Source organism: Umezawaea sp. Da 62-37, from assembly GCF_032460545.1.
GTDB lineage: Bacteria > Actinomycetota > Actinomycetes > Mycobacteriales > Pseudonocardiaceae > Umezawaea.
Window position 1 is genome coordinate 11,506,231 of sequence record NZ_CP135965.1, and the last position, 20,378, is coordinate 11,526,608.

13 protein-coding genes are annotated in these 20,378 nt (G+C 73.1%); 9 read left to right on the forward strand and 4 right to left on the reverse strand.

What is annotated here, in order from left to right; genetic code table 11:
• Window positions 1–21 precede the first annotated feature (21 nt).
• A complete protein-coding gene (locus tag RM788_RS51530) occupies window positions 22–1,485 on the reverse strand; it encodes an FAD-dependent monooxygenase (protein WP_315929142.1) in 1,464 nt (487 codons plus the stop codon).
• A 700-nt stretch (window positions 1,486–2,185) separates the two neighbouring features.
• Here RM788_RS51530 and RM788_RS51535 point away from each other — a divergent pair.
• Window positions 2,186–2,956: a M23 family metallopeptidase gene (locus RM788_RS51535; RefSeq protein WP_315929143.1), complete on the forward strand. Its 771-nt coding sequence runs from the start codon at window positions 2,186–2,188 to the stop codon at window positions 2,954–2,956.
• Between the two features lie 124 nt (window positions 2,957–3,080).
• Here the strand turns inward: RM788_RS51535 and RM788_RS51540 are convergent, their stop codons facing one another.
• Window positions 3,081–3,770, reverse strand: a complete 690-nt coding sequence (locus tag RM788_RS51540; RefSeq protein ID WP_315929144.1) for an aspartate/glutamate racemase family protein — start codon at window positions 3,768–3,770, stop codon at window positions 3,081–3,083.
• 109 nt (window positions 3,771–3,879) lie between these two features.
• Between RM788_RS51540 and RM788_RS51545 the strand changes: the two genes are divergently transcribed.
• Entirely contained in the window at window positions 3,880–4,332 is a 453-nt protein-coding gene (locus tag RM788_RS51545; protein ID WP_315929145.1) for a hypothetical protein, read from the forward strand.
• A 254-nt stretch (window positions 4,333–4,586) separates the two neighbouring features.
• Window positions 4,587–7,496: an AfsR/SARP family transcriptional regulator gene (locus tag RM788_RS51550; RefSeq protein ID WP_315929146.1), complete on the forward strand. Its 2,910-nt coding sequence runs from the start codon at window positions 4,587–4,589 to the stop codon at window positions 7,494–7,496.
• Here the strand turns inward: RM788_RS51550 and RM788_RS51555 are convergent.
• Window positions 7,486–8,097 carry an NlpC/P60 family protein gene (locus RM788_RS51555; RefSeq protein ID WP_315929147.1) on the reverse strand — a complete coding sequence of 204 codons (612 nt, stop codon included), beginning with the start codon at window positions 8,095–8,097 and terminating at the stop codon, window positions 7,486–7,488. The genes RM788_RS51550 and RM788_RS51555 overlap by 11 nt on opposite strands.
• A gap of 223 nt (window positions 8,098–8,320) precedes the next feature.
• Here RM788_RS51555 and RM788_RS51560 point away from each other — a divergent pair, with 223 nt between their 5' ends.
• The 6 genes from RM788_RS51560 to RM788_RS51585 all read left to right on the forward strand — a co-directional run bounded on the left by RM788_RS51560 (window position 8,321) and on the right by RM788_RS51585 (window position 19,006).
• Window positions 8,321–8,518, forward strand: a complete 198-nt coding sequence (locus tag RM788_RS51560) for an antitoxin (RefSeq protein ID WP_315929148.1) — start codon at window positions 8,321–8,323, stop codon at window positions 8,516–8,518.
• 297 nt (window positions 8,519–8,815) lie between these two features.
• On the forward strand, window positions 8,816–9,871 hold the full coding sequence (locus tag RM788_RS51565) for a chitinase (protein WP_315929149.1): 1,056 nt from the start codon (window positions 8,816–8,818) through the stop codon (window positions 9,869–9,871).
• A 307-nt stretch (window positions 9,872–10,178) separates the two neighbouring features.
• Window positions 10,179–12,995 (forward strand): RICIN domain-containing protein, encoded by a 2,817-nt coding sequence (locus RM788_RS51570; protein WP_315929150.1) that lies wholly within the window; start codon window positions 10,179–10,181, stop codon window positions 12,993–12,995.
• Complete coding sequence (locus tag RM788_RS51575; protein ID WP_315929151.1) at window positions 12,992–14,809, forward strand: glycoside hydrolase family 76 protein; 1,818 nt, start codon at window positions 12,992–12,994, stop codon at window positions 14,807–14,809. Before RM788_RS51570 ends, RM788_RS51575 begins: the two co-directional genes overlap by 4 nt.
• Window positions 14,810–14,954: 145 nt before the next feature.
• Window positions 14,955–17,912: an AfsR/SARP family transcriptional regulator gene (locus RM788_RS51580; protein ID WP_315929152.1), complete on the forward strand. Its 2,958-nt coding sequence runs from the start codon at window positions 14,955–14,957 to the stop codon at window positions 17,910–17,912.
• A gap of 230 nt (window positions 17,913–18,142) precedes the next feature.
• Entirely contained in the window at window positions 18,143–19,006 is an 864-nt protein-coding gene (locus RM788_RS51585) for an isocitrate lyase/PEP mutase family protein (RefSeq protein ID WP_315929153.1), read from the forward strand.
• Here the strand turns inward: RM788_RS51585 and RM788_RS51590 are convergent.
• Window positions 18,987–20,261, reverse strand: a complete 1,275-nt coding sequence (locus RM788_RS51590; protein ID WP_315929154.1) for a bifunctional transcriptional activator/DNA repair enzyme AdaA — start codon at window positions 20,259–20,261, stop codon at window positions 18,987–18,989. The genes RM788_RS51585 and RM788_RS51590 overlap by 20 nt on opposite strands.
• Window positions 20,262–20,378: the final 117 nt, after the last annotated feature.

Sequence of the window (20,378 nt, forward strand, 5' to 3'; positions counted from 1 at the left end):
GGTGCGGGCCGACCCGTCCGCTCAGGCCGGAACGGCGTGTCCCGCCCAGCGGTCGAGCGCCTCCCGAGGGCCGGTGCCGCCCGCCACCCAGGCCACGTGGCCGTCCGGGCGGACCAGCAGCGCGTCGGCGGGAGCCTCGTCGGACCCGGCCCGGACCACGTCCACGCCGTCGTGGGCGACGTCGGCGCACCCGCCGGTGAAGTCGAGCAGCACATGTCCGCCCGCGCGCAGGAGTTCGGCCAGCCGGGTGGGACCGGCCGCCGTGGTGAGCCGGAAGTCGGGCAGGAACCGGCCGAGCAGCGGGTGCGGGTCGCCGGGCAGGTCGTAGCGGACGTCGGACCCCTGTGTCAGCTCGGCGAGGTGCCGCAGCGGCTGGGGGAGCGCGAACACCTCGGTGAGCAGCGCGCGCAGGGCGTCCCCGTCCTCGCCGGGCGCCCGGTCGAGCGCGGCCTGCGCCCTGGTCTGCAACAGCGCCCGCTCGCCGACCGGACGCCGTTCGGCCTGGTAGCTGTCGAGCAGTCCCGCCGACGCCGTGCCGAGCACGTCGGCCGCCAGCTTCCAGCCCAGGTTCACCGCGTCGAGCAGACCGACGTTGAGCGCCGACCCGCCCGCGGGGAACAGGTGCGCCGCGTCGCCCGCCAGCAGCACGCGGCCTGCGCGGTAGGTCTCGGCCAGCCGGGCCTGGCCCACCGTGCGGGACAGCCAGATCGGCTCGCCGAGGGGCAGGTCCACGCCGAGCACCCGGCGAAGGCTCCGCCGCAGCTCCTCCAGCGGCAACGGGCCGGTGTCCGCGGAGTCGCCGTCCTCGCGGACGCCGACGATCCAGATCCCCGGCCGCAGCGACGTGACCAGCACGCGGCCGAGCGGAAGGCGGTTCCAGCCGGGCCGCAGTAGTCCGTGGCCGGGCACCTCGACGGTGGTGTCGGCGCTCGTGAAGTGCCCCATCCGCAGCACCTCCCGGTCGGTCGTGCCGGGAAACCCGATGCCCGCGAACCCGCGCACCGGGCCGCGGCCCCCGTCGCAGCCCACCGCGTACCGGGCGCGCACCCGGTGCCCACCGCCCGGCCCCGCCACGTCGAGGGTCACCCCGTCGTCGTCCTGGGCCAGCCCGCGCACCTCCTGCCCGCGCCGGATCTCCACCCCCAGCTCGACGGCCCGGTCGGTGAGCAGCCGCTCGATCCGCGGCTGCTGGATCAGCACGGACGTCACCGGGTTGGGGTCCAGCGCGGCGAACCGCAGCGGCACCGAACCGAACGGGAACCCCGGCATCGCCCCGGCGAACGGACTCCCGGCGCGGAACCGCTCCAGCAGGCCGCGGCGGTCCAGCACCTCCACGACCTGCCCCACGAGCCCGTTCGCCCGCGGCAGGTCGCTGGGCTCCGGCCGCCGTTCGAGCACCACTGGGCGGACGCCCGCCAGGCTCAGCTCACAGGCGAGCATCAGCCCGGTCGGACCCGCTCCGACCACCACCACATCTTCCGCCATGACGTCGTCTCCCCAGCTCAGGTGTGCTCTGTCAGCCTAGGCTGACATGACGTTTTGTCAACCTGAATTGACAACCGCAAACCGGGAGCGAGGCGGATCGGCGTCGGTCTCGCTGATGTGGAGCACGTCACACCACTCCGACATCGAAGATCACTGTGAGCGCTCTCACGTTCACCGTTGGGGTGTCGCTCATCCGCTTGGTCGAGGCGGTCGCCCTTGCCGCAAGGGGTGTGACCGCAAATCGCCTGCTGCCGGGGGTGTCGGGCGGCGAGCCTGGCAAATCCCGCGAACGAGGTACTACGCCATTTGGCGGCCGGCCAATCGGCCATCCGGCCTGCCGGCGGACCGGTCGTCGTTCACTGTGAAAAAGCGACGGCAATTCGGCCGAATCGGACTTTCGTTAGCAGCACGTACCGGGTGTCAAGATCGTTCACAGCAGTTTCGCCATTCGTCGGTATGACTGTCCGTGCTGGTCAATCGCCTTCCGTGAACCCAATGCGCCGCGGATCAGCCGTTTGTCCAATTCCAGGGGGGCATTGCATATACAGGGGGTTGCCGGTGCTGCTCCGACCCCGCTAATGTCCCCTCGTCCACCGTTGTGGTTGATCACGAGAGTGAACGCCGAGTCGGACCCCCGACCGACTCACCGGGTTCCCCCGCCCGGTTCGACCGGACTCCCCGAACACGGAAGGCTCAAGTCTTGTCCCACCCCCGCTCCTCCGGCGGCAAGGCAGTACAAGCGAGCACGGCACCCCGAGCCGTGCGCAGCCACCGCCTGCCGCCCCCGCCGTCCGCCCTGCGCGGCCGGATCGTCGTCGCCGCTGTCGCCATCGGAGCCTTCGGCGCCGCCGGTGCCGGTCACGCCCTCCAGGCCACCGGCGCCCCCGCGCCGTCGGACGAGGTGACACCGCTCGCGAACGCCACGGACGGCGCCGCCGCGTTCGGCATCGGCGGCACAGCCCCGGCCGCCCCGCAGGTGCTCCAGGTCGTGAAGCACGCCGACCCGAGCGCCGAGGCGAGCAAGCTCACCAAGAGCCAGCGGATCACCGAGGAACGCGAAGCCGCCGAAGCCGAGGCCGCCCGCCCCAAGGTCGTCGCCCCCGCGCACGGCAGCTTCTCTTCGGGCTTCGGCTACCGCGACGGCGCCATGCACTACGGCGTCGACATCGCCGCCCCGCTCGGCTCCCCGATCTACGCCGCCGCGGACGGCGTCGTCATCGAAGCGGGCCCCGCCAGCGGTTTCGGCCTCTGGGTCCGGATCCAGCACGCCGACGGCACCATCACCGTCTACGGCCACATGTACTACTTCTCCGTGCAGAAGGGCCAGCAGGTGCGCGCGGGCGAACAGATCGCCCAGGTCGGCAACAACGGCGTCTCCTTCGGCGCCCACCTGCACTTCGAGGTCTGGGACGCCAACGGTCTCAAGACCAACCCCCTGCCCTGGCTGAACAACGCGGGCGTCAGCATCTAGCCGCACGCGCATCGCCCCAGGGCGTTCCCGAACACCTGTGCCCCACGAAGCCCGACGCTTCGTGGGGCACAGCCCTTTCCAGGACGCGGCCCGGATGCCCTGTCGGCGCACCCGGACCCGTCCGTCACCTCAAAGCCCACTCCACCGCAGCCTCCACGTGCAGCCGCGTGGTCGGGAACAACGGCACCGCGCTGTCCTCGGCGCCCACCAGCAACTCGATCTCCGTGCAGCCCAGCACCACCCCCTGCGCCCCCTTGTCCACCAGCCGCGCGATCACCTCCCGGTACCCCTTCCGCGACGCCTCCTCCACCACCCCGAGGCACAGCTCCTCGTAGATCACCCGGTGCACGAACGCCCGATCCGCGTCGCCGGGAACGAGCACCCGCACCCCGTGCCCCGCCAACCGCTCCCGGTAGAACGCCTGCTCCATCGTGAAAGCCGTCCCCAGCAGCCCCACGACCTCCACATCCGCCCGCAGCACGGCCTCCGCCATCGCGTCCGCCAGGTGCAGCAACGGGATCCCCACGGCGGCCTGCACCCGATCCGCCACCTTGTGCATCGTGTTGGTGCAGATCAGCAGGAGGTCCGCCCCCGCGGCCTCCACCCCGCGAGCGGCCTCCGCGAGCACGTCGCCCGCCTCGTCCCACCGCCCCTCGACCTGCAACCGCTCCACATCCGCGAAATCCACCGAATGCAGCACGCAGCGCGCCGAGTGCAGCCCGCCCAGCCGTTCGCGAACCAGCTCGTTGGCCAGCCGGTAGTACTGGGCACTGCTCTCCCAGCTCATCCCGCCGAGCATCCCGATGGTCAACATCCCGCGTCCTCCTAGAGTCGCCGCCATTCTCCGCGTCCTCCGCAGGCAACCGGCTTGACCCTCCATCGCGTCCTACGGACGACATCCACGACGACTCCGCGGAGGAACCTTGCCGACCACCGTGTGCCGCGCCTGCGGAGGCGCGGGCAGTCCGCTCCGCTGGGCGTGCCCGTGCTGCGTCCGGGCGACGGTCGAGCGCCTCGACGGGATCCGCGACCACGCCGTCGCGCTCTGCGCGGCGGGGCCGTCCCACGAGGGGCGCTCGGACCCGACGCCACCGGTGCCCGCACGCCTGCGTTCGGCGCTCGAAGAGGGTTTGCGCGACCCGGACCCGGCCGTCGTGGCCCTGTCGGTCCTGGCCGTCCTGCACCGGGTCGCCACGTACGTCCGGCACCACCGCGGCGACCCCGGCGCGTGGCGGTGCACGATCGTCGGCGAGACCGGCTACCTGCGAGCCAACGCGGAGTGGTGCGCCCACCAGCTGTGGGGGCACGAGTTCGTCGAGGTCGTGCACGAACTGCACGTCCGCATCGGCTCGCGATCGGCGTCGGCTGTCCGCTGAGGGGCAGGTTCCAAGGCTTCGGCGACAGCCGGTCAGTCGCACGCACAGTGTCCGTTTGCTCCCCGTCTTCAGTCTGCGATGGGCTGCTCGGGGCCTTGTAGACCAGTCGATCTCCAGGAGTGATTACGAGCAGTAGTTGACTGGGCCGATGGGGTGACTTCTGTAACGAACCGGATCCGCGCGCTGTGAACCGCGTCAAACTCCCGCGTTGTCTCCCGAAGGTCGATGGAACGTCAACTCGTGGAGGGTTCTCGGTGCAGATCCGAATACTCGGACCGATCGAGGTGCACGACGACGGCGGTGTCGCGCTCCCGCCCCTGCCGCCCAAGGCCAGCCGGATCCTCGCGGTGCTCGCGGTCGACTGCGGCAGGGTGGTCCCGGTCGACCGGCTCATCGACCTCGTCTGGGGCGAGCAGCCGCCGCCGCAGGTGCGGAAGTCCCTCCAGGTGCACATCTCGACCCTGCGCCGACTCGGCGTCCCGGTCGAGCACCGGACCGCGGGCTACCGGCTCGACGCGGATCCCGAGCAGGTCGACGCGCACGTGTTCCGCGCCCTGACCGCGCGGGCGGGGGAGACCGTCGACCCGGCGGAGCGCAGAGCGGTGCTCGGTCGGGCGCTGGCGCTGTGGCGAGGCGCCCCGATGGCCGGGATCGACCGGCTGGCCGGACCGCTGGAGGCCCAGCGCCTCGCGGCCGTCGAGGAGGCCGCCGACGCGGACCTGGCGCTCGGACGGCACGCCGAGGTCGTCGACCTGCTCGTGGACCTCGTGGAGGAGCACCCGCTGGCCGAACGCCTGCGCGTCCGGCTGATGCGCGCGCTGGCGGGCGCGGGCAGGCGCACCGAGGCGATGCGCGTCTTCCACGACACCCGCCGCGTCCTCGTCGACGAGCTGGGAGTGGAACCCGGACCGCAGCTGCAACAGCTCTACCGGGCGGTCCTCGACGGCGGCGAGCCGGAGTCGGCGCGCCTCAACTACCTCCCGCGCGACGTCGGGGACTTCACCGGCCGCGCCGAGGAGCTCGCCCGGCTGACCGACGGCGAACCGCACGGCGTCTGGTGGATCGAGGGGGCCGCGGGCGTCGGCAAGAGCGCGCTGGCGGTGCACGCCGCCCACCGGCTGGCCGCGCGCTACCCGGACGGCCAGCTGTTCGTCGACCTGCACGCGCTGCCCGCGGTCCCCGGCGCGGCCCTGGACGCCCTGCTGCGCGCGCTCGACGTGCCCACCGTGCGGATCCCGATCCAGCTCGACGAGCGCGCGGCCCTGTGGCGCGCGCAGCTCACCGGGCGGCGGGTGCTGATCGTGCTGGACGGCGTCGCGGGCGTCTCGCAGGTCCGGCAGCTCCTGCCCGGCGCGCCCGGCTGCCTCACGCTGATCACCAGCCGCAACCTGCCGGTGGACCGCCAGGTGCAGCGGCTGGCGCTGGACGTGCTGACCTCCGAGGAGGCGGTGGCGCTGCTGGCGGGCATCCTCGGCGACGACCGGGTGGCCGAGGACCCGGAGGCGGCCCTGGAGGTCGCCGCGCTGTGCGGCCACCTGCCGCTGGCCGTGCGGATCACCGGCGCGCGCCTGGCGAGCCGACCCCACTGGCCGGTCTCCCGGCTGGTGAGCAGGCTGCGCGACGAGCGCGGGCGGCTCGACGAGCTGGTCGCCGACGACCTCGCGGTGCGCAGCAGCCTGGAGCTGACGTTCCGGGCGCTGGACGAGCCCGCCCGCGGCGCGTACCGGGCGTTCGGCTTCCTCGGCCACCCCGAGCTGCCCGCGGGACTGGCGCCCGCGCTGCTCGGCTTGCCGGAGGACGCCGCCGAGGACGTGCTGGACCGGCTGGTGGACGCGCGGCTGCTCGACGTCACCGGTCGGCACCGCTACCGGATGCACGAACTCGTCCGCATCCACGCCCGTGAGCTGGCGGAGGCGGAGGGCGAGGTCACCGAGCGGTTCGCCGCGTTCCACCGGGTGCTCGTCGAGTGCCAGGCCAAGGTCGACGGGTGCGTCGAACGGCTGATGCCCGCGGTGCCGCGGATGCAGGACTTCCTCGGTGAGCTGCACGACCACCCCGTGCCGCCGGCCGAGCGGGACGCGTGGTTCGCGGTCGAGGAACCGCTGCTGATCAAGGTCGTCGAACGGGCGGCCGAACTCGGGTTCGCCGCGCAGGCCTGCGACCTCGCCGAGGCGCTGGTGTTCGCCTGGTTCGGGCTGCGCAACCGGTACGACGGCTGGGAGCGGACGCACCGCGCGGCCCTGGAGGCCGTGGTCGCGGTCGGCGACCGCCGCCGGGAGGCCGTGCTGCGGTGCAGCCTGGGGCAGCTGCGCTTCAAGCGCGACGAGTTCACCGAGTCGGGCCGCTGGTTCGCCGCCGCGGGCGCGCTGTTCGTCGAACTGGGCGACCGGCGCGGTGAGGCGGTCGCGCTCAACGGCGCGGGCATGGTGGCCCGCGAGCAGTCCCGGTACGGCCCCGCGCTGGCCTCGCTGCACCGCGCGCGGACGCTGCTCGCGGAGCTGGGCGACGTGGAGGGCGCGGCGCACTCGCTGTACGGGATCGGCTCCGTGCAACGGGAACTGGGCTGCGACGCGGAGGCCGTGCTGTCGCTGCGCGCCGCGGAGGCGGCCTACCGCGTGGCGGGCAGCCGTCGCGGCGAGGCGCTGGCCGTGCGCGGGGTCGGGCTCGTGCACCGCGCCCGCGGCGAGTACCCGGAGGCCGAGGACCACTTCCGCCGCGCCCACGACATCGTGCTGGCGCTGGAGGACCCGCTGATGGGCTGCTACACGGCCCAGTCGCTGGCGAAGGTGTGGCTGCGCACGGGGCGGGTCGCCGAGGCGGCGCTGCTGCTGGTCTCGGCGGTGGAGAACTGCCGGGAGATGGGGGACCGGTTCGGTCTCGCGCTGCTCCGCCGCACCCTCGGCGAACTGCACCTCGTGGCGGGCGAGCTGGACCTGGCCGAGGTCATGCTGAGCGCGTCGCTCGCGACGTGGTCGGTGCTGGAGCTGCCCGCGTGGCGCGCCCGCACCCTGCGCGACCTCGGCGCCGTGCACGCCGGGCGCGGGGACGACGGCGGCGCCGCCCGCTGCTGGAGCGAGGCGGCGCTGCTGTTCGAGGAGCTGGGTTCGCGGGAGGCCGACGAGCCGACCTCCCGCGCCCGGTCGGACTGCTCGATCAGTCCTTGATCTTCTTGTACTTCCACGGCACGTAGCCGCCGGACTTGAGCGACGAGACGGAGACCGTCTCGTGGTCCATGTCCGTGGCGGTGCTGCCCTCTTCGTAGATCCACATCGACGTCTTCGCCGAGCTGGTCCACTTCTCGAACAGCTTCACGTGGTGGCCGGCGCGCAGCACCATGTCACCCGGCTTCAGACTCGCCCAGCCGATCTTCGTGGCGATGTCGTCGAGGGTGCTGGTGTTGCGGCTGCTGGTGATCTTCCAGGTCATGGACACGAAGCCGGAGCAGTCCGTCCGGTACTTCTTGCCCTTGTTGACGTCGAACGCGTACTTGCTCTGGCTGTACGGGACCTTGCGGGTCCACCAGTCCTTCGCCCGCGAGAGGACCTCGGCGCGGGTGATGGTGCCGCCGTAGCTCGCCGCTTTCGCCGCGGCGCTGGTGTCCTCCGCGTCCTGGAAGCCCTCAGGCGCCTCGAGGATCACCGAGGAGTCGGCCGACTCCGCCACCGCGGGAGCGGCGGAGGCCGGGGCCACCACCACGCCCGAGAAGAGGCCGAACACGAGTGCGGTCGCCGGCAGCAGCGCCGCGGCCGCGCGTCGAATCTGCATTGGAGAGTTCTCCTTGCCCCAGTGGATTGGACGGGCGGACCGTGGCGGGCCGTGCTGAAGATCCGCCTAAGAACGGGTAACCGGCCAGGTCAGGCGGCACGTCCGGCGGTGTGCTCCATTCGCGGCCACACGATGGGGTGATCGGGGGAGTGGATCGCGGACGGTCCGGGTAGTCCTTGGGCGAGGTGTCCACAAGGGACGCTGTCGAGGAGGATTCGGGCTCATGGGTATCGGCGACAAGTTCGACGCGCTCAAGGACAAGGCCAAGGAAGCTCTCGGCGAACACGGCGACAAGGCCGACCAGGGCGTCGACAAGGCGGGCGACTTCGTCGACGGCAGGACCGACGGCAAGTACTCGGAGCAGATCGACAAGGGCCAGGAGAAGGCCAAGGAGGGTCTGAACCGCTTCGGTCAGCAGTAGCCCCACGGTTTTCGAGGCCTCCCCCGCCACGACGGGGGAGGCCTCGTCGTGTGCGCGTTTCGCCTGAACGCCCCATTGCGAGCCGCCGGACCGACCCCTACCGTGACGACTGTTGGACCGAACCCTGGCGGCGCCTACCGGCGGCGGATGTCCCCGGTGGCCAGTGTGCGGGAACCCTCGGGGTTCGCGTGCTGCCCGCCGGAGGAACCAGGTCGCACCCTCCTCCGCACCAGGCCCTCGCGCGCCCCGCCGCAGCCGGGCCCGCCCTGCCGGGCCCGTCGAGGAAGGAGCCGACCCATGCCCGGTTGGACATCGAAGTTGCTCGCCGCCATCGCGGCGTTGGCCCTTGTCGCACCACCCGCGACCGCCGCCGAGGTCTCCGCGCCCTTGGCCGACACGTGCGCGGTCAAGTCGAAGCCCGCTGGCAAGGTCCTCCAGGGCTACTGGGAGAACTGGGACGGCGCCTCCAACGGCGTCCACCCGCCCTTCGGCTGGACCCCCATCACCGACACCCGCGTCCGCGACCACGGCTACAACGTGCTCAACGCGGCGTTCCCGGTGATCCGCTCCGACGGCACCGTGCTGTGGGAGGACGGCATGGACGCGTCGGTGAAGGTCGCCACCCCGGCGGAGATGTGCGCCGCCAAGGCCGCGGGCTCCACCGTCCTGATGTCGATCGGCGGCGCGGCCGCGGGAATCGACCTCAACTCCACCGCCGTGGCGGACCGGTTCGTCGCCACGATCGTGCCGATCCTGAAGAAGTACAACTTCGACGGCATCGACATCGACATCGAGACGGGCCTCGTGGGCAGCGGCAGCATCACCACGCTGTCGACCTCCCAGGCGAACCTGGTCCGGATCATCGACGGCGTGCTCGCGCGGATGCCGTCCAACTTCGGGCTCACCATGGCGCCCGAGACGGCGTACGTGACCGGCGGCAGCGTCGCCTACGGCTCGATCTGGGGCGCCTACCTGCCGATCGTCAAGAAGTACGCCGACAACGGCAGGCTCTGGTGGCTCAACATGCAGTACTACAACGGGAGCATGTACGGCTGCTCCGGCGACTCGTACTCCGCGGGCACCGTGCAGGGCTTCACCGCGCAGACCGCCTGCCTCAACACCGGCCTGGTCGTCCAGGGCACCACGATCAGGGTGCCGTGCGACAAGCAGGTCCCCGGCCTGCCCGCCCAGCCCGGCGCCGGTGGCGGCCACATGTCCACGAGCCTGGTCGCGCAGGCGTGGAACAACACCTGCGGTCGCGGCCTGAAGGGCCTGATGACCTGGTCGGTGAACTGGGACGGGTCGAAGAACTGGACGTTCGGCGACAACGTGAAGGCGTTGCAGGGGCGTTAGTGGCGAGCACGCCGTGGGCGTGGGCCCCTCCGCCCGCGCCCACGGCGTTCCCGCCGGGGTTCGACCAAGCCGAGGACCAGCGGGGACGCCGAATTTACATCGTTGGCACAACGTTGTAAAAACGCTACGATCGTCTTGCCCGTCTTCGACTTCGGCAGGGGGCGCACATGACGATGTTCATGGGCCCCTTCGTTTTCCCCCTTCGAGGAGTTCCCGCCGCCGCGCGTGTCCCCGCCGCCGCGAGCACGTCGAGGACCCGTCCGTTCGACACACCAGGCCGCACCCACCCTGCACCGGGAGCACAGCCATGTCGATTCCCCGCCGAACGTTCATCAAGGGCGGTCTGCTGACCGCGAGCGGAGCGCTCCTGGCCGAGCGCACCGCCCCCGCCGCGCTCGCGGCCACCGCCCGGTACCCCGTCAACCGCGCCCCGCTCGCCCCGTCCGCGTACCTCCGACTCCCACCCGGCGCCGTCAAGCCGCGAGGCTGGCTGGCCACCCAACTCGACCACCAGCTCACCGGGCTCAACGGCCGCTACCAGGAGTTCTCGCACTTCCTGCGGTTCGGCGAGAACGGCTGGACCCGGTCGGGCCTCGGCGGGTGGGAGGAGGTCCCCTACTGGCTGCGCGGCTACGGCGACCTCGGCTACGTCACCCGCGACTCCCGCGTGCTGGCCGACACCGAGCGCTGGATCAACGCGGTGATCGCGACCCAGACGTCGGACGGCTTCTTCGGGCCGTCCGAGCTGCGCGGTGCGCTCAACGGGCACGCGGACCTCTGGCCGCACATGCCGATGCTGCACGCCCTGCGCTCGTGGGCGGAGTTCCACGAGGACACCCGCGTCGACACCATGCTGACCCGCTACTTCCGGTTCGTGGCCTCCCAACCGGACGGCGTGTTCTCCGACGGCTGGGGCGCGACCCGGTGGGGCGACACGATCGACGTCGTCCAGTGGCTCTACAACCGGACCGGCGACCCGGCGCTGGTCGACCTGACCCGTCGGATCCACCAGCACTCGGCGAACTGGGTCGACCGGGTCGCGAGCCTGCACAACGTGAACTTCGCCCAGGGGTTCCGCGAGCCCACCCAGTTCTGGCTGCTGTCCGGCGACGCCGCGCACCGGGCGTCCAGCTACCACACCTACGACACGGTCATGGCCTCGTACGGCCAGTTCCCCGGCGGCGGCTTCGCCGGTGACGAGAACTCGCGGCCGGGGTACGGCGACCCGCGCCAGGGGTTCGAGACGTGCGGGGTCGTGGAGTTCATGGCCAGCCACGAGCTGCTGACCAGGACCACCGGCGACCCGGTGTGGGCCGACCGGACCGAGGACCTCGCCTTCAACATGCTGCCCGCCTCCCTGGACCCGGCGGGCAAGGTCACGCACTACGTCACCAGCGCGAACGCCGTGCAGCTCGACAACGGCGCCAAGGGGCGGCGGCAGTTCCAGAACGGCTTCGCCATGCAGGCGTACATGCCGGGCGTGGACAACTACCGCTGCTGCCCGCACAACTACGGCCAGGGGTGGCCGTACTTCGTCGAGGAGATGTGGCTCGCCACCCCGGACGGCGGTCTGGCCGCCGCGCTGCACGGCCCGTCGAAGGTGACCGCCAAGGTCGGCGACGGCACCGCCGTCACGATCGTCTCCGAGACCGGCTACCCCTTCACCGACACCGTGACGTTCACGGTGACCACGCCGAAGGCGCTCGCCTTCCCGTTCGCCGTGCGCATCCCCGGCTGGTGCCCGAACCCGTCGCTCACGGTCAACGGCGCCGCGGTCGCGGTGGCGGGCGGACCGCGGTTCGCCACGGTGAACCGGACGTGGGCCAACGGCGACAAGGTCGTCCTGCGGCTGCCGCTGACCCCGCGCACCAGGGTGTGGACCCGCAACCACAACGCGGTGTCGGTCGACCTCGGCGCGCTCACGTTCTCGTTGCGCGTGGACGAGCGCTGGAACCGCTACGGCGGCACGGCCGACTGGCCGGAGTACGAGGTGAAGCCCGGATCGGCGTGGAACGTCGGCCTGACGCCGAACCAGCAGTTCACCGTGTCGACCGGCGGCAGCACGACCGACCCGTTCACCACGGCGAACGCGCCCGTGCGGATCACCGCGAAGGTGCGGGACATCCCGGACTGGGAGGTCGACGGCGAGAACGTCGTCGGCACCCTGTCCGACGGGCCGGTCGCCACGACCGGTGCCGAGCGGACCGCCGAGCTGATCCCGATGGGCGCGGCGCGGCTGCGGATCACCGCGTTCCCGCAGACCGGCGGCACCAGGACGTGGGGGACGCCCGGAGTCCTGGTCCGGGTGCAGAACAAGAACAGCGCCAAGGTGCTCGGCGTGGACGGCGCGTCCACCGCGGACTCGGCAAGGATCGTGCAGTTCGCCGACAACGCCGCCGCCGACCACCTGTGGCGGATCGTGGACCTGGGCAACGGCAGGGTGAAGGTGCGCAACGAGCGCTCCGGCAGGGTGCTGGGCGTGGACACCGCGTCCACCGCCAACTCCGCGCAGGTCGTCCAGTACGCGGACAACGGCACGGCGGACCACCGGTGGACGCTGGTCGACAACGGCGACGGCTGGTTCCGGCTGCGCAACGTGAACTCGGGCAAGGTGCTCGGCGTGGACGTGATGTCCACCGCCGACGGGGCGCGGGTCGTGCAGTACGACGACAACGGTTCCGCCGACCACCTGTGGCGGATCATCCCCGACGGCACCGTCCGGATCCGCAACCTCAACTCCACCAAGGTGTTGGGCGTTGACCAGATGTCCACAGCGGACTCCGCGCGGGTGGTGCAGTACGACGACAACGGGACCGCCGACCACAACTGGCAGTTCGTGCCGGACGCGAACGGGTACTTCCGGATCCGCAACGTCAACTCCGGCAAGGTCCTCGGCGTTGACCAGATGTCCACGGCCAACTCGGCGCTGGTCGTGCAGTTCGCCGACAACGGGTCCGCCGACCACCTCTGGCGGCTGCGCGCGGACACCGACGACCTGTGGCGGGTCCAGAACGCCAACAGCGGCAAGGTCCTCGGTGTCGACGGCATGTCCTACGACAACTCCGCCCAGGTCGTCCAGTTCGACGACAGCGGCACCGCGGACCACCTGTGGAGGCTCTCGTGATCAGGACGGTCGTCCTCTCGCTGCTGCTCGCGGCGGCGCCCGTGGTCCCAGCCACCCCCTCGGTCCCGAGCACGGCGGCCGGGCCGTCGACCGCGGCCACCGTGTGCGTGCTGTCCTGCGACACCCTCGACCCGTCGAAGGCCAAGCAGGAGGCGTTCCCCGTCCCCGAGCGCCAGGTCAACGGCCGCCGCGTCGTCTTGCACGTGTCCGACGCGGACGGGATGGCCTGGGCCAGCGTCGACAACGGCGTCGCCAACGACGGCGTGTGGCTGGACCGCTCGTGGGACGGCGGCGCCACCTGGGACGGCCTGCTGGGCCGCGCGACCGTTCCCGCGTCGTGGACCGGCACCAGGACGCTGATGTACAACGTCACCGATCCAGGCGCGCACAAACGGGGCCTGATCAGGGCGTGCGGCGACGGCGGCGGGGTGGTGTGCACCGACTGGATCTACCCGGCGGTGTGCGACGCGACCTGCGACCGCACCGATGCCGGGCAGGCCAACGGCGACACCCAGCCCGTGCCCGCCACGACCCTGTACGGCCGCACCATCCGGCTGCACGTCGACCGCAACGCGATGGCGTGGGGCACGATCGAGGGCGGGTCGGGTGACGAGGTCTGGCTCGACCGCTCGTGGGACTCCGGCGCGACCTCGCCCGGCGGCTCTTCGCTCGGCCGGACCAGCACGGCCGGGCGCACCACGATGTTCGCCACCCGCGACCCGCGCGGCAGGCACTACGGCGGCGCCGTGCGGGCGTGCGGCAGGGAAGCCGCGCACCCCGAGGGCAGCTGCACGGCCTGGGCCCGTCCCGCGCCGACGCGCACGGCCGCGGCGGCGGACGCGCTGGCGTACTCCTACGACCCGTACACGGCGTGGTGGCCGAGCAGCTGGTGGAACTCCGCGGCCACGCTCACCGCGCTGACCGCGTTCGCCCTGCGCACCGGGAACCACCGGTACGACTGGATGATCGCGCGCACGTTCGACGTCAACCGGGGCGCGTTCGCCGCCGGGCAGCGCAGTTCCGACCCGATCGAGGGCAACTTCACCAGCCGGTCCATCGACGACACGGCGTGGTGGGGCCTGGCCTGGATCGCCGCCTACGACCTGACCCGCGACGCCCGGTACCTGGCCATGGCGACCACGATCGCCTCGTACGTGCACCAGTTCTGGGACACCGGCACGTGCGGCGGCGGGGTCTGGTGGGACCGCGAGCGCACCTACAAGAACGCGGTGACCATCGGCCTGTACCTGCGGCTGGCCGCGGCCGTGCACAACCGCACGGCGGGCGACACCGCGTGGCTCCAGCGGTCGCGGACGGCGGGGGACTGGTTCCTGGCCAGCACGATGATCAACTCCGCGGGGCTGGTGAACGACGGGCTGACCTCGGACTGCCGCAACAACGGGCAGACCGTGTGGACGTACAACCAGGGCCTGGGCGTCGGCGGCCTGCTGGAGACCTGGCGCGCCACCGGTGACGTCAAGTACCTGACCGGGGCGCGACGGCTGGCCGACGCGGGCACGACGAGTCCGGTGCTGGTGGTCGGGGGAGTGCTCACCGAGTCGTGCGACACCGCGCAGCGGACGTGCGACGACAACCAGAAGCAGTTCAAGGGGGTCTTCGCCCGGTACCTGGCCGACCTCGCCCAGGCCACCGGGGTCGCGGCCTACCAGCAGTTCGGGCAGCGGCAGTCCGACTCGATCTGGGCGGCCGACCGCGACGCGCTCAACCGGATCGGCCAGCGCTGGGCGGGCGGTACCGGCAACCAGGCCGACTGGCGCACCCAGGCGAGCGGACTGGAGGCGTTGACCGGGTGACCGGCCCACCAGTGTAAGCGCTTTCCCCTGGGCAGTACCGGCCACCCCGCCGCGCGGCCACGCGCGGCGGGGTGGCGCGCTTCCGGGCACCGTCGCCGCCAGCGTCCGGAAGCGGGATTCAGTAGCATGGCGCGGGGGCGTGTGAATGGTGGAGTTCAGGCTGTTGGGGTCGGTGGCGGCACTGGTCGACGGCTCAAACGTGCCCCTCGGAGGTCCGAAACCGAGGCTCCTGCTGGCGGCGCTGGTGCTCGCGCGCGGCCGGTCGGTGCCCGGTTCGCGACTGGTCGACCTGCTCTGGGACGACGACCCGCCCAGGAGCGCCACGGGCCTGCTGCACACCTACGTGTCCGGCCTGCGGCGCGCGCTCGGGCCGGACGTGATCCGCAGGGACCCGGCCGGTTACCGGGTCGACATCGAGGCCGGTGTGGTCGACGTCCACGAGTTCGACCGCCTCGCCGCCGACGCCAGCCTGGCCGCCGAGCGGGGGGAGCACGAACGGGCCCGCGACCTCTGCGTGGCCGCCGAGTCCTGGTGGCGCGGTGACGCCCTCGCCGGGCTGGGGGGCGCGTTCGCGGCCGCCGAGGCGGAACGGCTGCGCGACGCGCGCCTGGCCGTGGTCCAGGTCCGCGTCGCCGCGCTGGCGGCGCTGGGTGCCGACGAGGCGCTCGTCGGCGAGCTGACCGCGCTGGTGGCCGAGCACCCGTTCCACGAACGCCTGCGGGCGTCGCTCGTGGCGGCGCTGGGCCGGACCGGGCGCAGGTCGGACGCGATGGCGTGCTTCCACGAGGCTCGCGAACTCCTCGCCGACGAACTGGGCGTCGAGCCCGGCGCGGAGCTGCGCGAGGCCTACCGGGCGTTGCTCGTCGAGGAGGAGGCACCGCCCGCGCTGGTGCCCGACCAGCTCCCCGAGGACATCCCCGACTTCGTCGGACGGCGCGACGAGCTGCTGCGGATCCACGGGGGCGCGCGGGTGGTCGTGGTCTCGGGCCAGCCGGGCGCGGGCAAGACGACGCTCGCGGTGCGCGGTGTGCGGACGGCCCCGACGGCGTTCCCCGGCGGCAGGCTGTACGTGGACCTGCGCGGCTCGCGACAGCCGTTGGACCCGTTCGACGGGCTCGGCCGGTTCCTGCGCGCCCTGGGTGTCGCGGCCGCCGCCGTGCCGTCGCGGCTGGACGAGCGGGTGGGGCAGTACCGGACGATCACGGCCGCGCGCGGTGTCGTGGTGGTCCTCGACGACGCCGCGACCGAACGGCAGGTCCGGCCGCTGCTGCCCGGCGGGGAGCGGTCCCGGTGCGTGATCACCACCCGGCGGCGGCTGTCGGCGCTGGAGTCGGCCGAGCACCTGGGCATGCCGGTGCTCGACGGGGCCGAAGGCCTCGCCCTGCTGGCGCGGGCGGCGGAAGGCCGGGTGGCCGAGGACCCGAACGCGGCCCGCGAGGTGCTGCGGCTGTGCGGGCACCTCCCGTTGGCCGTGCGGATCGTCGGCGCTCGTCTGGCGGCCCGACCGGACCGGCCGCTGTCGGCCGTGGTGGCGCGGTTGCGGGAACAGCGGCGGGTGCTCGACGAGCTGGTCGTGGGCGACCTGGAGGTGCGCGGCAGCCTCGCGCTGAGCTACGACGCCCTGGACGAGCGCGCGCGGCGGGCGCTGCGGAGGCTGGGCTGGCTCGGCACGTCGGACTTCGCCCCGTGGGTGCTGGCCGTGCTGCTCGACGTGCCCGTGCCCGACGCGGAGGACGTCGTCGACGAGCTGGTGCACGCCCAGCTGCTCGACGTGGTGGGTGGCGGCCGGTTCCGGCCGCACGACCTGACCAGGATCTTCGCCTGGGAACGCGCGGAGGCGGAGGAGGACCGCGACGCCTTGGCGGCGACCGCCACGCGGGTGGCGGAGGTGTGCCTGCTGCTGGTGGAGCGGGCCTCGGGCGGGACGCCGATGAAGACGCTGCGCCCGGCCCGCTCCGCCGCGCCCGCGCAGTCGCGGCGGTGGGAGGGGCTGGGGTGGTTCGCGCTGCCCGCCAGGCCGGTGAACTGGCTGGACGTCGAGCAGGGCACGCTCGTCCACGTCGTGGAGCGGGTCGGGGAGCTGGACCTCGCGGACGTGGCGACCAGGCTCGCCACGGCGCTGTGCTCGTCGTCGTTCGCGGTGGAGAACCGCTTCCACCACTGGTGGCGCGCCCACACCGCCGCGCTGGAGTCGGCCCGGCGCGCGGGCGACCTCGCCGGTCAGGCGCTGCTGTTGTCCGGGCTCGGGTGGCTGCGCAGCGAGCAGGACCGGCTGGACGAGGCCATCGACTACTACCGGCAGGCGCTGGACCTGCACGACCGCGCCGAGGACGGGCCCGCGGCGTCGGTGACCCGGCTGCTGCTGGCGAGCGTGCAGCGGGAGCGCGGGGACCTGGTGGACGCGCTCGCCACGCTCGACCGGGTGATGGGAACCCTCGTGGACCCGCGGGCGCTGACGCGGGCGCACCACGGCCGCGGGATGACGCTGCTGGAGCTGGGGGACGTCGCCGGGGCCCGTCCGGAACTGGACCGGGCGCTGGCCGGGTACGCGGAGCTGCGGGACGCGCACGGCGTCGCGCTGGTGCGGCGGTCGCTGAGCCTGGCCCACCGGGCTGAGGGGCGCTGGGAGGACGCGGCCCGCGAGGGCGAGGAGGCGTTGCGGGGGCTGGAGAGCGCGGGCGACCGGCTGATGGTCGCCTACGGGACCCAGTCGCTGGCGAAGGTCCGGATCAGGCAGGGGAGGGGCGAGGAGGTCCGTGAGGCGCTCGGGCGCGCACTGGACATGTGCCACGGGATGCAGGACGGCTTCGGCGAAGCCCTCGTGCTCCGCACGCTGGGCGAGTTGGAACTGGCCGTCGGGGCTCCCGCCGAGGCCGTGGTGCTGCTGGGCCGGGCGATCGACTGGTGGGAGTCGCTGAGCCTGCCGCTGTGGCGGGCGCGGACGCAGCGCGACCTCGCCACCGCGTTGGCGGCGGTCGGGGCCACCGCCGAGTCCGACGCCGCCTACGAGCAGGCGCACCGCGCCTTCACCCGGCACCGCAGCCGGGAGGCCCGTGAACCGCGGCCCGCCGTCGCGCGCGACCCGGCCGCCCGACACGCGTGATGGTCGGCCTTCAGGCGCCCGACGGGCGTCTGAAGCGAACCTGAAGGTCCGCCCCGCACCATGGGTCCGAGAACACCGCCCGACTTGGGGGCCGGTGACGGGGCGGGGTCGAGGGGTCTCCGCCCCGTCGTCGGTGATCATGACCGGATATGGCCAGACCGGTGGTGGGGGTGGGCGGGAACCTGATCGGGTCAGCGCGCGGCAGCGCCCGGTAACAGGAGGATCCACCAGTGTCAGCCACACCCGTCGACCCCGACGCCACGCCCATGACCACGTCGGACCAGCGGGAACGGGCACGCGTCCTGCGCGCCCTGCACAGCGGGGGACCGCTGGTGCTGCCGAACGCCTGGGACCCCGGTTCGGCGGTGGCGATCCAGGCGGCGGGCGCGCGGGCGATCGCCACCACGAGCGCGGGGGTGTCGTGGGGGGTGGGGGTGGCGGACGCGGGTGGTCTGACCCGCGCCGCCGCCCTCGACGTCCTGCGCCGGATCGTCGCCGCGGTGTCCGTCCCGGTGACCGCCGACATCGAGGCGGGCTACGGCTCCACCCCCGACGAGGTGGCGGAGACGGTCGCCGGGGTGCTCGCCGCGGGGGCGGTGGGCGTCAACATCGAGGACAGCCCCGGAACCGGCGGTGAGCCGCTGCTGGACCCGGACGTGCAGGCCGCACGGCTGGCCGCCGCGCGAGGAGCCGCGGTGGCCGCCGGGGTCGACCTGGTGGTCAACGCCCGCACCGACACCTACCTGATGGGCGTCGGCCCGGCCGCGGAGCGGTTGACCGCCACGCTGAAGCGGGCGGAGCGGTACGCGGAAGCCGGGGCCGACGTGCTGTTCGTGCCCGGCGTGGTCGACCCGGACGTGATCCGCGAACTGGTCGCCGGTCCCTTGCCGCTCAACGTGATGGCGCATCCGGGCGCGTTGACCGTCGGGGAGCTGGCGGCGTTGGGGGTGGCGCGGATCAGCGTCGGCTCGGCCATCGCCCAGGCCGCCTACGGGGTGGCGGGGGCGGCGGCTCGGGAACTGCTGGGGGCGGGCACGTACGGCTCGCTGGAGGGGGCGATGGAGTACGGCGAGCTCAACGACCTGCTGCGCTGAGCCCTGCCACGAGGAGGTGGACCGTGGCGAGCGCCCGCCACGGTCGCCAGTTCGCGGAAGCGCCGTCGAGCGGGGAGGCGTCGCGGGCGCCGAGTCGCAGCGCGATGTGGTGCGCGGCGGCGACGTCGACCCCCGGCACGGCGGTCAGCGACCCGACCAGGTCGTCGAGGGGTTCGCCGCCGTCGAGGACGACGTCGCCGTCCTCGACCGCGCGGGCCAGCGCGCCGACGACCCCCGGTTCGGCGGTGAGGGCTTCGGCGGAGGGGAAGGTCCGCGTGAGCCCGTGGCCGAGCCCGTCGACCCGCGGCCCGTGCTCCCCGACCAGCCGGTCCAGCCCGGCGCGGTCCACCACGGCGTGGACGGCGGTCTCGAACGGCCCCCACGCGCCCGGCACGCGCACGCCGGGACGGGCGGTGACCAGCGGACCGAGCGTCCCGTCGGCGGCGAGCTGCGCGACGGCGAGCGTCTGGTCGGCGTCGATCCCGACGAGCCGGGCCGCGCGCTCCACGACGTGGATGACGCCCTCCCAGTAGGGCAGGTGGGCGCGCAGCAGCAGGTGGTCCGCGCCTCCCGGCCCGATCTCCAGCAGCCCCGGCGCCCCGTCGAGGGTGACGGTGCGCCGGTACACGCCGTCCACCACGGACTCGACGCCGGGCACGGCCCGCTCGGCGAGGAAACCGGCCATGGCGTCCCAGTCGTAGGGGGCGGTGAACGGCATCCGCAGCACCAGCCCGCCGTCCGCGGTGAGGCGGTCGCCGCGCCTGCGCCGTTCCCGCATCTCGCTGGGCGAGGCCCGGAAGACCTCCTTCATCGCCCGGTTGAACTGGCGGAGGCTGCCGAAGCCGGAGGCGAACGCCACGTCGGCGACCGACAGGTCCGAGTCGTCGAGCAGCCGCCGCGCGAAGTGCGCCCGCCGCGACCGGGCGAACTGGTCCGGCGTCACGCCGAGGTGGTCGTTGAACAGCCGCCGCAGGTGCCGCGCCGACACCCCCAGCCGCGCCCCGACCGCGGCCTCGTTGGCCTCGTCCAGCACGCCCCGGATGATCAGCTGCACCGCCCGGCACACCAGCTCGGGCGCGTCGTCGCCGACGGTCCCCGCGACCCGGTACGGCCTGCACCGCAGGCACGCCCGGTACCCGGCGGCCTCCGCGGCGGACGCCAGCTCGTAGGTCCGCACGTTCTCCGCGAGGGGCTTGGCCCCGCACCCCGGCCTGCAGTAGATCCCGGTCGTCCGCACGGCTGAATACGTCGTCACCGGCACCATGCTCCCGGTCGTGTCGAGCGGAAGCCGGCCGTTTTCGGACGTGGACGTGACGCGGCCGCCACGGGGAGTCCCCGTGGCGGCCGCTGTGGTCGGTCCTGGCGCACCCGT

Bases quoted from the DNA above. Each gene is read 5' to 3' on its own strand.
- RM788_RS51555 (WP_315929147.1), bottom strand. From the start codon at position 8,097: ATGCAGATTCGACGCGCGGCCGCGGCGCTGCTGCCGGCGACCGCACTC.
- RM788_RS51540 (WP_315929144.1), bottom strand. From the start codon at position 3,770: ATGTTGACCATCGGGATGCTCGGCGGGATGAGCTGGGAGAGCAGTGCC.
- RM788_RS51565 (WP_315929149.1), top strand. From the start codon at position 8,816: ATGCCCGGTTGGACATCGAAGTTGCTCGCCGCCATCGCGGCGTTGGCC.
- RM788_RS51570 (WP_315929150.1), top strand. From the start codon at position 10,179: ATGTCGATTCCCCGCCGAACGTTCATCAAGGGCGGTCTGCTGACCGCG.
- RM788_RS51530 (WP_315929142.1), bottom strand. From the start codon at position 1,485: ATGGCGGAAGATGTGGTGGTGGTCGGAGCGGGTCCGACCGGGCTGATG.
- RM788_RS51580 (WP_315929152.1), top strand. From the start codon at position 14,955: ATGGTGGAGTTCAGGCTGTTGGGGTCGGTGGCGGCACTGGTCGACGGC.
- RM788_RS51560 (WP_315929148.1), top strand. From the start codon at position 8,321: ATGGGTATCGGCGACAAGTTCGACGCGCTCAAGGACAAGGCCAAGGAA.